The 12,573-nt window shown below is 56.4% G+C and carries 12 protein-coding genes; 10 read left to right on the top strand and 2 right to left on the bottom strand.

The window, feature by feature from the left end:
• Nucleotides 1–24: 24 nt before the first annotated feature.
• Nucleotides 25–1,155 carry an SMC-Scp complex subunit ScpB gene (gene scpB, locus ACOBR2_RS19345; protein WP_420237721.1) on the bottom strand — a complete coding sequence of 377 codons (1,131 nt, stop codon included), beginning with the start codon at nt 1,153–1,155 and terminating at the stop codon, nt 25–27.
• A gap of 65 nt (nt 1,156–1,220) precedes the next feature.
• Here scpB and ACOBR2_RS19340 point away from each other — a divergent pair, with 65 nt between their 5' ends.
• Together ACOBR2_RS19340 and ACOBR2_RS19335 are read left to right on the top strand one after the other, a co-directional pair.
• Nucleotides 1,221–1,412 carry a hypothetical protein gene (locus ACOBR2_RS19340; RefSeq protein WP_420237720.1) on the top strand — a complete coding sequence of 64 codons (192 nt, stop codon included), beginning with the start codon at nt 1,221–1,223 and terminating at the stop codon, nt 1,410–1,412.
• A gap of 333 nt (nt 1,413–1,745) precedes the next feature.
• Nucleotides 1,746–2,423: a hypothetical protein gene (locus ACOBR2_RS19335; protein WP_420237719.1), complete on the top strand. Its 678-nt coding sequence runs from the start codon at nt 1,746–1,748 to the stop codon at nt 2,421–2,423.
• 12 nt (nt 2,424–2,435) lie between these two features.
• Here the strand turns inward: ACOBR2_RS19335 and ACOBR2_RS19330 are convergent, their stop codons facing one another.
• Nucleotides 2,436–2,627: a hypothetical protein gene (locus tag ACOBR2_RS19330; protein ID WP_420237718.1), complete on the bottom strand. Its 192-nt coding sequence runs from the start codon at nt 2,625–2,627 to the stop codon at nt 2,436–2,438.
• Nucleotides 2,628–2,778: 151 nt separating this feature from the next.
• On the opposite strand from ACOBR2_RS19330, the gene ACOBR2_RS19325 reads away from it, so the two are divergent.
• From ACOBR2_RS19325 to ACOBR2_RS19290, 8 genes are all read left to right on the top strand, one after another.
• The gene (locus ACOBR2_RS19325; protein WP_420237717.1) at nt 2,779–6,228 is read left to right on the top strand and encodes a carboxypeptidase regulatory-like domain-containing protein; all 3,450 of its coding nucleotides are present in this window, start codon (nt 2,779–2,781) and stop codon (nt 6,226–6,228) included.
• Between the two features lie 434 nt (nt 6,229–6,662).
• Nucleotides 6,663–6,980: a P-II family nitrogen regulator gene (locus tag ACOBR2_RS19320; protein ID WP_420237716.1), complete on the top strand. Its 318-nt coding sequence runs from the start codon at nt 6,663–6,665 to the stop codon at nt 6,978–6,980.
• A 9-nt stretch (nt 6,981–6,989) separates the two neighbouring features.
• On the top strand, nt 6,990–7,361 hold the full coding sequence (locus ACOBR2_RS19315) for a P-II family nitrogen regulator (protein ID WP_420237715.1): 372 nt from the start codon (nt 6,990–6,992) through the stop codon (nt 7,359–7,361).
• A 535-nt stretch (nt 7,362–7,896) separates the two neighbouring features.
• Nucleotides 7,897–9,279 (top strand): nitrogenase cofactor biosynthesis protein NifB, encoded by a 1,383-nt coding sequence (gene nifB, locus ACOBR2_RS19310; RefSeq protein ID WP_420237714.1) that lies wholly within the window; start codon nt 7,897–7,899, stop codon nt 9,277–9,279.
• 13 nt (nt 9,280–9,292) lie between these two features.
• Nucleotides 9,293–9,535: a NifU family protein gene (locus tag ACOBR2_RS19305; protein ID WP_420237713.1), complete on the top strand. Its 243-nt coding sequence runs from the start codon at nt 9,293–9,295 to the stop codon at nt 9,533–9,535.
• A gap of 48 nt (nt 9,536–9,583) precedes the next feature.
• Nucleotides 9,584–10,768, top strand: coding sequence for a homocitrate synthase (gene nifV / locus ACOBR2_RS19300; protein ID WP_420237712.1), 1,185 nt, complete (start codon nt 9,584–9,586; stop codon nt 10,766–10,768).
• A gap of 32 nt (nt 10,769–10,800) precedes the next feature.
• On the top strand, nt 10,801–11,325 hold the full coding sequence (locus ACOBR2_RS19295; protein ID WP_420237711.1) for a hypothetical protein: 525 nt from the start codon (nt 10,801–10,803) through the stop codon (nt 11,323–11,325).
• On the top strand, nt 11,306–12,349 hold the full coding sequence (locus tag ACOBR2_RS19290; protein WP_420237710.1) for a radical SAM protein: 1,044 nt from the start codon (nt 11,306–11,308) through the stop codon (nt 12,347–12,349). The genes ACOBR2_RS19295 and ACOBR2_RS19290 overlap by 20 nt, the downstream gene beginning before the upstream one ends.
• Nucleotides 12,350–12,573: the final 224 nt, after the last annotated feature.

Below are 12,573 nucleotides of genomic sequence, written 5' to 3'. Positions count from 1 at the left end.
GGGGAATGCCTCTGTTTTTTCTGCCTACTCAATCGCAGGACGCTCGGCAGACGCATCCTCGGGAGTGGCTTGATCAGTCACTGCTTCATCAGCAGCTTGGGGCGCAGGAGCCGTCTCGACCGGCTCTGCCGCCGGCTGGCTTTCTGCGCTATGTTCGCCCGATGCGGCCATCACGGCCGTCTCGGATGCGGTTTCTTGGGCGGTTTCAGGCTCTTCCAGTTCGAGCGCCGCCATCTTTTCAAATTCCTCCATCGAGGGCAGTTCGTTCAGATCCTTCAGTCCGAACCGCAGGAGGAATTCCTTGGTGGTTTTGTACAGGATCGGCCGTCCGATCACCTGCTTGCGGCCCGCTGTAGCAATCAGCTTACGCGTGAGCAGCGAACCAAAAACGCCCGAAGACTCCACACCGCGGATCTCGTTCACTTCCGGCGCGGTTACGGGCTGCTTGTAGGCAATCACCGCCAGCGTTTCTAGCGCAGGCAATGAAAGCTTGAGCACCGGCTTGAGGCTTTTCACAAAGCCGCGTACGGCGTCGTGACACTCCGGCTTGGTGGCCATGCGGTATCCGCCGGCAATCTCGCGGATCTCCACACCCCGGCTGTCGGAGGCGGATTCGGCTACCAGTTCATCCAGCAACTGGCGCAGAACGGCCTTTGCCTCGCGGTCACGCTGCTTGGCCAGCCGTTTGGCAATGGCCTCCTCGCTCTCCGCGGGCTCTTCCGTACCTTCTTCCTGGTCTGCTTCCGTTGCCGTCGCAGGGCTTTCACCCTCGGCTTCAGCGGTAACAGACTCACCTGCAACAACTTCCGCATGAACTGCAGATTCTGCAGCGGCGTTGCCTTCTTCAGCGTTGCCCTCCGCAGGAGCGTTGGACTCTGCAGCGGCATTGCCTTCTTCAGCGTTGCCCTCCGCAGGAGCGTTGGACTCTGCAGCGGCATTGCTGTCTTCAGCGTTGCCCTCCGCAGGAGTCAGCTCAACACCTTCGAGCAAGGGGGCATCGTCCGCCTGCTGGCTTTCGGCCAGAGCGGCAGCATTTGCCTCCTGTTCGGCCTTGAACTCAAGGGCGTCTTCGGCAAACAACACCGCCAGCTGGGCCAGTGTGACTGGTTCCTCGGCGGCATAAATTACGGCTTCAAGCTTTGCTTTTAGGCTCATTTGGGAAGAGGTACCTTCAGTATCGTACCGGATGTTTTGCCACGATGCGCGCCCCGGAAGGGCAAATGAGCACCCAAAAGTTCTTTTCCGGCAAAAAGAAGGGGGTACGGCTGCCGGATGCCCCATTCAGTGTGCAAGTGGAGGGAGAAACCCGGGAGGGACTGCGAAAGCTGGATTTTGCCTCCCGTAAGGTTGCAAGGCTGTTTTGTTCTTCCCCTGCCGGGGCAAAAAGCGCATTTTTCGTGCTCAAAGCGTAATTTTTACCCCATAAATTGGAGTCAAATCCACCTCAAATCGCTAACTTTTATCGCCGCTACAGCCGAATCTTTTCCCGAAAAAAGGTACAGGATAGTACGTTCTACGCACAAATTCTCGCGAACGTACATTGAGCAACCATCTTCCTTCCTCTGCCCGTCACAAATCTTCACCCTTCAAGTGCTTGAGTATTCAAGCCAAAGAGCCCTATTCCCCAGGAATCTTGCCGCCCTCCATTCGGATCAGCCTGCTTTGGCAAGCCACATGCACTTCATCAAACCAACTGGCCGGAGTTGGCGCAGTAGCCATGGCTGGACGGAAGGAGAATTTTTATCATGAGCAATCTGTCTCTTTTTGCTTCGTTGATTATGGCCGCGGCGGAACTGGTTGGCGCAGGCATGTATTTCTTTACCAAGGACGGTGCCTGGCGCAAGGTGCTGAGCGCTTTTGGGCTCGGCTTTGCAGCATCGATCATCTTCTTTGACATTCTGCCCGATGCCACCGAGCATTACACCGTTGGCTACGCGTATGCCGGAGTTGGTGCGCTTGCCGTGCTGGGTGCATGGTTCGTGGCACGTCGCATGAATCTGGGTACGCCGGAGCGTTCCGTCCGCGGCATCGCGGTGGGAGGCATGGCGCTGCACAACTTTGCCGAAGGCGTGGTGCTGGCCACACTGACCGGACCACTCTCCTTCCTGTTTGCCGCCGGAGTCCTGCTGCACAAGCTCCCGGAAGGTCTGGCAACGTACTCGCTGATGTCCGGCGAAAAGGACAGCAAGAGAATGGCATGGTCTGCCTGTGTTGCGCTTGCCATTCCTGTCGGCGTCATGGTGCATCTGCCGGCAAGCATCCAGCAGCCCGTGATGGCGCTCATGTCTGGCGTCATTCTGGTTGCCGTGGCAACGGCCATCTTTGCACGCAAATCCGAAACCGAAGTTGGAAGCTTCCTGAGCAAGCTTGCGCCCTACGCTGCCGGTGGATTGATCGGTGGCGTCTCCTGCCTGATCGCATAGCATCAGGCACGTTCAGCGTTCGCTGAAATCGATCCCTTGTCCAACATCTGTTGTTCCGGAAGAAGCATTCCCTTCTTCCGGAACAATGGAAAGCTTTGTTCCAGTAATCGTCTCTTTCTTCGCTCCACAATTCGTGCTCTTGTCCAAAGAGCCGTGAGAAGGTGCTTGCCTTCTCATTCCTATATTTTCTTGATTCGCAATCAACCTGCGCCTGCCGATACGAAGCCTCCGTGGCGCGGGAAGGAGAGGTGTCCCTGTGCGCATTCTGCATTCCCGTTCCTTCTGTGCTGTCCTCATCTTGACTCTCGTCTCTCTGTCTTCATTTTCAGCACGTGCCGATGATGCAGGTGGCCACGTGGAAGGCGAAGTACACGACAAGGGCGGAGCCGTTCTTTCTCGTGCCGCGGTTGTTCTGGTGAGCACTAAAAGTGGTGTGCAGTGGCGGGCCACAACCAATGATTCCGGATGGTACTATCTGCCCGGAATTCCGGTGGGCGCGTATCGTTTGACGATCTCTGCGCCGGGCTTCCAGAACTGGCAGCGTCCCGAGGTGAAGATCGACGTAAACGCCGCCGTCCGCGCCGATGCGGTACTGCAGGTTGGCCAGGATCAGCAGACCGTGCTGGTGGCTTCCAATGCCGTTTCACTGGATACGAGTGGTGCGCAGAACGGCCAGGTGCTCGATCAGCAGGAGACATCAGAACTGCCGCTGAACGGAAGAAGCTTCACGGATCTTTTGGCCCTGCAGGCAGGCGTTGCGCCGCTTACATCGCTCTCCTCCGCAACCGTGCAAGGGCTTGGCCAAAGCGTCTTTTCGCCCTCCGGCGGATTGAACGCCGGTGTGCTTTCCATCAATGGACAGCGGGAATCCGCCAATGGCTACATTGTGAACGGGGCCAATGCCGAAGAAACAGGCAGCATGGCCGCAGCAGTCATTCCGAACCTGGACTCCATTGATGAATTCCGCATTCTAGTGGGTAGCTTCGATGCCGAGTATGGCCGCTTCAGCGGTGGTCAGATCAACGTCGTCACACGCTCCGGCGGCAATGCAATTCACGGCGACGTTTTTGAGTTTCTGCGCAACACCGATCTGGATGCGCGCAATTACTTTTCCACGGATCGCGGAAAATATCAGCAGAATCAGTTTGGCGGCGTGCTGGGCGGACCTATTCGCAAAGACCACGTTTTCTACTTTGCTGATTTTCAGCAAACCCGTCAGGTGCAGGGCGCAGACACGGGCCTGATCCCGGTGCCAACGGCCGACCAACGTACTGGCGACTTCAGCGATGGATCCCTGACCGGCTGTGTGAGTGGTAGCTATTTGGCCTCGCTGCTCTCGCAGAAACTTGGAACAACCATTGCGGCAGACGATCCTTACTCGCCGCAATCGAGCGGTTGCATTACGGGGCGCACTCCTGTATTTACCTCCAGTGTGATTCCGCAGAGCGTGTGGTCTGCTCCCGGCGCGGCGCTGCTTCAATATATTCCCAGTCCCAACGCCTCCGAAGATGAATTTTCTACTTCGGCCTACAATTCGATTCTCGATGACACGAAGGAAGCGTTGCGTCTGGATGGAAAGTCGCGCTGGGGACGATTTTCCGGCTATGCCGCCATTGACCGCTATACGCTGAATGATCCCTATCCAACAGCGGAAGGAGGGGCGAGTGTTCCGGGCTTCAATGCAATCTCTGAAGGAAGCTCGCAGCTCTTTGTTTTTGAACATGACCGCGCGCTTGGCAGCAGAACCTACAATCAGGTTCACCTCAGCTATACGCGGGTGGTGAACGACATGGGCAAGCCGCAGGGAGGCGTGGGCGTTTCTCTTGCGTCGCAGGGCTTTGAAACCGGCGCAAACACGCTGGGAATCGTGGTGGGAGAACCGGCCAGCGAAGGCGTTGAGAACGTTGCCTTCAATAACTACACCATCGGCGTTGACCCCAACGAATATAAGCAGGTGAACAACGTTTACGAGGTCAGTGAAGATCTTTCGTTAATCTGGAACCGTCACGCCTTCAAGTTCGGCGTTCATTTGGATCACGACGAGATCAACGCGTCACCTTCCGCGCAATTGAACGGCAGCTTCCAGTTTTACGGCAGCGAAACTGGCAGCGATTTTGCCGACTTTCTTCTGGGCGTTCCCAGCCAGTACAACCAGAATGCGCTGCGACCGTTCTATGAGCGGGAAAATTACGTGGGAGCCTATGCGCAGGACAGTTGGAGATTTCGCTCGAATCTAACTTTGAATTATGGCCTGCGCTGGGATCGCATCTCGCCCTGGTGGGAGAAATACAACAATGCCATGACGCTGGTGGCGGGTGAGCAATCGCAGGTGTTTCCCACCGCGCCGGAGGGCATTGTTTATCCCGGTGATCCGGGCATTCCCCGCACTCTTGCGTCGGTCGCTAATCTGGATTTTGCGCCGCGCGTCGGAGTTGCCTGGACGCCTCACACCTCGGGCGATTCGCGCTTTGACCGGATCTTAGGCCAAGCTGGAAGCACCGTGGTGTGCCTTGGGTTTGGAATTTACTACTCTGCAATCCCGGGCGAAACCCTTGGCCTGATCAGCGACAATGCGCCGTATGGTTTCACGTACACAAGTCCTGCGCCCCCGCTCTTCGCGGAACCCTTTCGCGATGCAGGAACAGGCAATTCAGAGGTGCAGCGCTTCCCGGCAGAACTGGCTCCGCTCAATGTGAGTCGCACAAATCCGGATAGCGACGTGGACTGGTCGCGTTTTGAGCCGATCAGCGCCGTGCCCGGCTACGATCCAAAGAACAAGACCACCTACGCCGAGCAGTACACCTTTTCCATTGAGCATCAGTTCGGCAAAACAACCGTGGCCAACCTTACTTATGCTGGCAATCAGGCGCACAGATTATTGGTGCTGCGCGCGGCCAACCCCGGTGATCCCGCGCTTTGCCTGAGTCTGAGTCAGACCAGCGAAGTGGCTTCCGGCAGCTCCACCTGTGGGCTCTTTGGCGAAAGCACCGTGTACACCACTGCCGCAGGCGCGACCGTGAACGGAACGCGAACGCCACTCGGTCCGGACTTTGGCAGTGTGAGTTCGCAGACGACGATTGGAAACTCCGCCTATAACTCCTTGCAGGCCACCCTACGCACCAATGCGAAGTATGGCGAGATTCTAGCTGCCTACACCTGGAGCAAATCCTTCGATCAGGCGTCGAACTTCGGCGATCAGGTCAATCCCAACAACCCCGCGCTCAGTCGCGCACTTTCTTCCTTCAACCTGCAACAGAACTTCGTCCTCAGCTATGTGCTGCGCGGATCCCTGCCCCGTACACTGCGTCTGCCCGCGCATCTGCGCGATGGCTGGGAGTTTGGTGGCATCAGCCGCTTCTGCAGCGGATTTCCGGTTACACTTTCCAACTACAGCGATACTTCGCTTTGGGGAACGCAGTCGAATGGCGTAAACAATATGCCAGCCGATGAGCCCAGTTACTCCGTCGGTCCACTGCACCTGAACCACAATCCACGTAATGGATCTACTTACTTCAATACCGCGCTCTTCAGCATTCCGGCAGATGGCGATCCGGGCAATGCGCGCCGTCGATTTTTCGCTGGTCCGGGCATGGCGAACTACGACATGAATCTGCAGAAGACCGTAAGCGTTTCCCATTCGCTGGGGCTGATGATTCGTCTTGAAGCCTTCAACGTCTTCAATCATGCGCAGTTCTTCGGGCCGCAATCGGTCAACGGTGACGTAACCAGCACAGCGGATTTTGGACAGATCGTCAGCGCGGCATCTCCGCGCCTGATGCAGTTGGCGACCAAAATCATTTTCTAAAATGTACATTTCTGGACGAACGGGGAACCAAAGTACAGCGTCGAACCTACCTTTCTGTACAAAACAGCGGTAGGACTTTCAATTGCAATCCCGCCACGAAGTTACTGCCTGTTCTGTCTTGTGTTTTTTCAGTTGCAGCAGGGGATACATAGTGATTTTGCGCTACTTTCGTACGCGGAATCGCCCTCTTTCGCGAAGATCGCAAATTTATCGCGGCAGGAGGAACCTTTGGCAATCTGCTTGCAACTATGGAGGCAAACAGATTGCCATTACTGACCGCGAAATCTGCCAGACGATTCCTCGTGTGTTTTGTAGGGTATGAATGCTTGTTGGACGCGGAACCGCGATGGCATGCCCTCGGCACTGTTCTGAAGTGTTCAAGCATCAACACCAAACCTGGAACTCTGGATTTACCAACGAAAGGGGACTTCAATATGAAGATGATCAGAGCGGTTTTACGGCCCGAAGCAACAGAGGATGTGGCCGAGGGTTTGGCGGAGGCCGGGTTTGTCTCCATGACCCAGGCACACGTCTTTGGCCGCGGCAAGCAGAAAGGCATCACGGTGGGTTCGGTGCACTATGACGAGCTGCCCAAGACGCTGATCATGATGGTTGTGGCTGACGACAAGGTGGAAAAGGTCGTCACCATCATCAAGGAAAAGGCCTTCACTGGAAACTTTGGCGACGGCAAGATCTTTGTTTCTCCGGTGGAAGATGCTTACACGGTTCGCACCGGCGCGCGTGGTCTATAGGAGGCAGCGATGAAAGAAGTCATTGCAATTGTCCGTCCTAAAAAGGTCGGTCCTACGCGCAACGCTCTCGTTGAACTTGGTTTTCCTGGCATGACGGCCACTGCCGTCCTGGGGCGTGGCCGTCAGCGGGGCATCGCCGGCGAAGTGAATTTTATCGACGGCGCAAAAGAGAAAGGCGAGCAGCCGAAGAGTGGGATGAAGTACATTCCCAAGCGCATGCTGTCGGTCATCGTTCCGAGCGGCGACGTGAAGGCGGTTATCAACGCAATCATCAAGGTAAACCAGACGGGCCAGATCGGCGACGGCAAGGTTTTTGTCTGCCCAATTGAAGACGCCTTGCGTGTTCGCACCGGTGAGCAGGGCGAGAAGGCAGTGCTCTGATTACCCACCAAAAATAACGCAACACAACCTCCGGTCTGTTCGCTGGTGAAGCGCATCTTGCTTTGCCAGCGAACATTTTTTGCCTTGCCGCAGCGATTTATTCCCCATGGACCGAGGGGCTGAAATTCCCTAAGAACCTTCCGCATCTTCCAAACGCCAAGGGTTCTTCGCGTGGCGCAAACCACGAAATCCCTGTGTACATTTCTGTACAAGCCCGCTCATAGACAACGTTTTTCGTGCAATTGAAGCGAACACAAAGGCGGCGCTGGCCAGCCTGCGTGCTGCAATTCATTCTGCAATGCACGACGCAAACTTATTTTTCTACGGCGATCAAAATCAGAAATTCCGCGACAAGAACAACATTTTGGAGGAGTTACTTTTCCTGTTCCGCCTGGCAAGCGCACAGAATGCCACACAGAAGGTCCACTTTTGCGCATCTGGCTTCAGTCAGTCTTCGGAATGGAATGCGGATTGCATTTCCGTTCAGTATCTGCAGCGCTTTTTTACTTACCCCAACCAGATTGCGGGAGGTCGCATGAAGACACCGGAAGAGACTTCAAACCTGCTGGCGGCTGATCGGCTCAAGCAACATCCCTGCTTCAATCAGGAGGCGCGGCACACTTATGCGCGCATCCACCTGCCGGTGGCGGCCCGCTGCAATATGCAGTGCAATTACTGCAACCGCAAATACAGTTGCGTGAACGAAAGCCGTCCGGGTGTCACCTCTGCCATTCTGAAGCCGGGGCAGGCTTTGACGTATCTGCGGGCCTACACGGAACGCGTCAAGCACCTCAGCGTGGTTGGCATCGCAGGCCCTGGCGATCCGATGGCCAACGCCAGTGAAACGCTGGAAACCTTGCGTCTGGTCAAGGCGGAGTTTCCGCATCTTCTGCTCTGCCTCGCTTCGAATGGCTTGAACCTCCCCCCGTATGTCAGCGATCTTGCCGCGCTTGGCCTTTCGCATGTGACGGTAACGGTGAATGCTGTCGATCCCACCATAGGCGAGCGCTTCTACGAATGGATTACTGTCGATGGCAAGCGCGTTGCCGGACGTGAGGCTGCCGAGTTGCTATGGCAGCGCCAGCAGACCGCCATCCGTGAACTTTCGGCGGCGGGCGTCATCGTCAAGGTAAACACCATTTGCACTCCCGGCATCAATGACGGCCACATCGAGGAAGTTGCCAAAACGGTCTCTGTTCTGGGTGCTTCCATCCTGAACATCATGCCGCTGCTGCCCACTGCCAACACGGCATTTTCCACCTTCCAGGAGCCGGACAGAACGTCGCTGAGCGCGCTGCGAGCCGTGGCCGGAAAGTACCTGCCCCAGATGGCTCACTGCGCCCGCTGCCGTGCCGATGCCGCAGGACTGATTGGAGAAGACAACATGCAACAGAAACAGGAACTGCTGCAGATTGCCATGAAGCCGGAACAATCTTCCGCTCCGGCGCGGCCAGCCTTCGATTCCGCCACGGGGTTGCCCATGACGATGTCTGCCAGGCTGCGCATCGAACCCAGCGAAGAAAGGCCCTACATTGCCGTTGCCAGTAAGGAAGGCATGTTCGTCAATCAGCATCTGGGCGAGGCAACGGTGTTGCGCATCTACAAGCCTGCCGAACGGCGTTCGCGCCTTATTGATGTGCGTCATCTGCCGGAAGAAGGCACGGGCGCTTCCCGCTGGATCGACATGCTTAACATGATTCCCGACTGCTCGGCCGTGCTGGTCAGCGGAGCAGGAGCCATGCCGCGCAAGATATTCGCTCATCACGGCGTCACGGTGGGCATTGTGGAAGGTCTGATCGACGAAGCGCTGGAAACAACGGCGCGCGGCGGCGATCTGACGTTCATGGCCAAGCCTGGATTCCACTGCAGTCCCGGATCCTGCTCAGGCGATCAGGATGGCTGTTCCTCACAAAATTGAAGGGAGGTTTTCCATGGCAAGCAAAGAGACGGAACTTGTTGTGATCCAGGATGCAATTCAGCAGATCCGCGCTGCCGTGCAGAACGATGGCGGCGATATTGAGTTGCTCAGCTTTGAGAATGATATTGCCAAGGTACAGATGGGCGGAGCTTGTGCTGGTTGCCATATGGCGGGCCAAACGCTGGGCGGCATTCGTCGCCATCTGACCGAAACGCTCGGCCGCCCCGTTCGCGTCTTTCCTGCCTGGAAAGACTAAGTACCACGCCACCAGCCTCACACGCCGCACATAGATGAGGAGGAAGCCATGCGTACCTTCACGAACCAGATTGTCCTTAACGATACAACCCTGCGCGATGGGGAGCAGACGGCCGGTGTCTGCTTTACCCTCGATGAGCGCATCGCCATTGCACATGCGCTGGCCGCCGCGGGCGTTCAGGAAATTGAAGCTGGCATTCCAGTCATGGGCGAGGAAGAGAAAGATGCCATACGTGCTCTCGTCTCTTTGAATCTGCCTTCCCGCCTGATCGCCTGGTGCCGCATGCACAATAACGATCTGCAGGCCGCCATCGAGTGCAATGTCTCGGCGGTGAATCTGTCGATCTCCGTCTCTGACCAGCAGATTGCGCGCAAGCTGCGCCGGGACCGCGCCTGGGTGCTCTCCGAAAGCGCTCGCTTGATCCGTCAGGCTGTGGATCAGGGATTGACTGTGTCCCTTGGTGGCGAAGATAGTTCACGCGCCGATATTGACTTCCTTTGCACGCTGATCGAAGTAGCGGAACGTGCTGGTGCCACGCGTTTTCGTTTCGCGGATACGCTGGGCGTGCTCGATCCATTCGCGACACTGGAAATCTTCCAGCAACTGCGCCGGAACACCAGTCTTGAACTGGAGATTCATGCGCACAATGACCTGGGTATGGCCACGGCCAACTCGCTGGCCGCCGTGCGTGGTGGCGCAACCCACGTCAGCACTACGGTGAACGGACTGGGCGAACGCGCTGGCAATGCTCCACTGGAAGAAGTGGCCGTGGCGTTGCGCCATATAGAAAAGCGGGAAGCGGGCATTGATCTGCGGGTTCTGGGCGCGCTCTCGGCTCTGGTGGCAGATGCTTCCGGTCGGCCGCTCGCAGTGAACAAGGCCATCGTGGGCTCGGCTATTTTTACGCACGAATCCGGCATTCACGTGAGCGGACTTTTGCGCGACCGCAAGAACTACGAGTTCATCGCCCCGGAAGATTTTGGCCGCCGCCATCAGTTTGTGCTCGGCAAACATTCCGGCACGGCCACCGTGCAGTGGGCCTTTTCCGACCTCGGCATCTCACTTGGTGCAGAACAGGCCCGGCGCATTCTGGCTCGCGTCCGCCAGCACTTTATCGCAAGCAAAAACGCGCTTTCGCAGCATGATCTGTGGCGCTTTTACACGGAGGAATCCGAACCTTGCCAGCCTTCTTCCGGCGTTTCTCCTGCTCCCATTCTTGAGCTGGCGTCCTAAGCAGTCAGAAGCAATTCGACAAAGGATCTTCAATGAAAATTCGTGCCGATTTTGTTATCAATAGCAGTTCCGTCAGCTACATCGTCACCATGAATCGCGACATGGCGGAGTTTGTCCGCATTAAAAGTTCCAACTGGAGTGAAAACCCGAACCGGCGCCGCATCTATTCCACACTGGCCGCGGACGTAAAGAAGCGCGGCGTCTCTGTCGACCAGAATGGCGTAGATCTGCTGACGGCGCGCTATGACTTCGAGAAGAAGGCCGACTGCGTTTATGAGAGTAGCCTTGCCAATGAGTCCGGGCAGATTGACCTCTCGGTGTTGAGTGACGAGCAACTCTGGGGATACATCTACGGGGAGTATTTCGTTCATGCGCGCTTGGCCGCGGAGTTGAAGGGCTTTGCCGCAATTCAGGTGCCGCGCGATCAGGCCAAATTCGCGGAAAAGGTCGAGCGCTTCAGGCAGGAGGGACTCGCGGCAGGAACGCTGACCGACTGCGATCTGTGCGGAAAATGTGCGCCCGGTGAAAGGAAGCACCATGCTGAAGCGCAGGCATAGTAGCGAGTACAACTTTGTAGGCGACACGGAAACCGGCATCACCATGCGCTGGGGACGAACGCCGGAGGAAGATCCTGTTTTTGCGCCATGGCCTGAGCTGGCGGACATTTTCATCAGCAATCATTGCTCGGCTGGCTGCACCTTCTGCTATCGCGACAGTCGGGCCGACAACTCTTTCATGGCGCTGGAAGATTACGAGCGGGTGCTTGACGCTCTGACGAGTCCACGCTGGGGCAGCGTCTTTCAGGTGGCGCTCGGTGGAGGAGAACCGCTGGAGCATCCAGATTTTTTGAAGATTCTGGAAGCCACAACCCGGCGCGGAATCATTGCCAACTTCACCACGAACGGTCAGCATGTGACGCGCGAGGTTGCGCAGAGTATTGCTGGACTCGTGGGCGCGGTGGCCATCTCAACCAGCAACCTCGACCATCTGGATCGCAACAAGATTGACTACCTTGTGAGCGCCGGCATTCGCACCAATCTGCACTACATCCTTGATCGCAACAGCATTTTTCAGGCCATCGACATTCTGCATGGCGCTTACCGCGAACTTCTTGCGGATGTAAATGCCGTCATCTTTCTTACTTACAAGCCACGCGGCCGGGCCGACGCCAGCCTCTGCCTGGAAGACGGCCCGGAACTGCGCGCATTTCTCGCGTCGGTCAGTAATAACAATGCTGGCGTTCACATCGGCTTCGACGCTTGCTTTGTGCCGCTCCTGCTGCATGATACTGACACGGAAGCGCAGTATGTGGATGCTTGCGAGTGTGCCTTCTTCTCGATCTACATCGACGAAAAGTTGAACGTCAAACCGTGCTCGTTCGCAACGGAAGGCAAAGACGCATGGAACCTGCGCCATCACTCCATGGAAAAGATCTGGAAAGAAAGCTTCTCCGCTTATCGCGCCGGTCTGCTCGATCAGATGTGCAGCGCCGACTGTAAGGCAGCACAGCGCTTCCATGGCAGTTGCGCTTATTTTGACCAGTTGAACTTCTGCCATTCAGGACCAGTCTGTGCCAGATAGGGTTTCTTGTGTCTGAATGTTTCACCATATGGTCATTGTTCATGATCCCGTGAGATATACAGAAGACAAACTTATATATCTTCGCAATCTTTATTGATCTTTATTTCTCATTTAAGTTATCTTCACTGCAAGCGGGTACTGCAGCATGGGCTGTCACGCGATCGCGCTTTTGGCGTGGATTCGTTACCGACAGAATCTATTCCCTGCACACTCAGAGTGGATTC

It is taken from the genome of Telmatobacter bradus (assembly GCF_048629425.1).
Classification (GTDB): Bacteria; Acidobacteriota; Terriglobia; order Terriglobales; family Acidobacteriaceae; genus Telmatobacter; species Telmatobacter bradus.
This window is presented reverse-complemented; position numbering and strand designations above follow the sequence as displayed.

Bases quoted from the DNA above. Each gene is read 5' to 3' on its own strand.
- nifV (WP_420237712.1), top strand. From the start codon at position 9,584: ATGCGTACCTTCACGAACCAGATTGTCCTTAACGATACAACCCTGCGC.
- nifB (WP_420237714.1), top strand. From the start codon at position 7,897: ATGAAGACACCGGAAGAGACTTCAAACCTGCTGGCGGCTGATCGGCTC.
- ACOBR2_RS19320 (WP_420237716.1), top strand. From the start codon at position 6,663: ATGAAGATGATCAGAGCGGTTTTACGGCCCGAAGCAACAGAGGATGTG.
- ACOBR2_RS19295 (WP_420237711.1), top strand. From the start codon at position 10,801: ATGAAAATTCGTGCCGATTTTGTTATCAATAGCAGTTCCGTCAGCTAC.
- ACOBR2_RS19340 (WP_420237720.1), top strand. From the start codon at position 1,221: ATGAGCACCCAAAAGTTCTTTTCCGGCAAAAAGAAGGGGGTACGGCTG.
- ACOBR2_RS19290 (WP_420237710.1), top strand. From the start codon at position 11,306: ATGCTGAAGCGCAGGCATAGTAGCGAGTACAACTTTGTAGGCGACACG.
- ACOBR2_RS19315 (WP_420237715.1), top strand. From the start codon at position 6,990: ATGAAAGAAGTCATTGCAATTGTCCGTCCTAAAAAGGTCGGTCCTACG.
- ACOBR2_RS19305 (WP_420237713.1), top strand. From the start codon at position 9,293: ATGGCAAGCAAAGAGACGGAACTTGTTGTGATCCAGGATGCAATTCAG.
- ACOBR2_RS19335 (WP_420237719.1), top strand. From the start codon at position 1,746: ATGAGCAATCTGTCTCTTTTTGCTTCGTTGATTATGGCCGCGGCGGAA.
- scpB (WP_420237721.1), bottom strand. From the start codon at position 1,155: ATGAGCCTAAAAGCAAAGCTTGAAGCCGTAATTTATGCCGCCGAGGAA.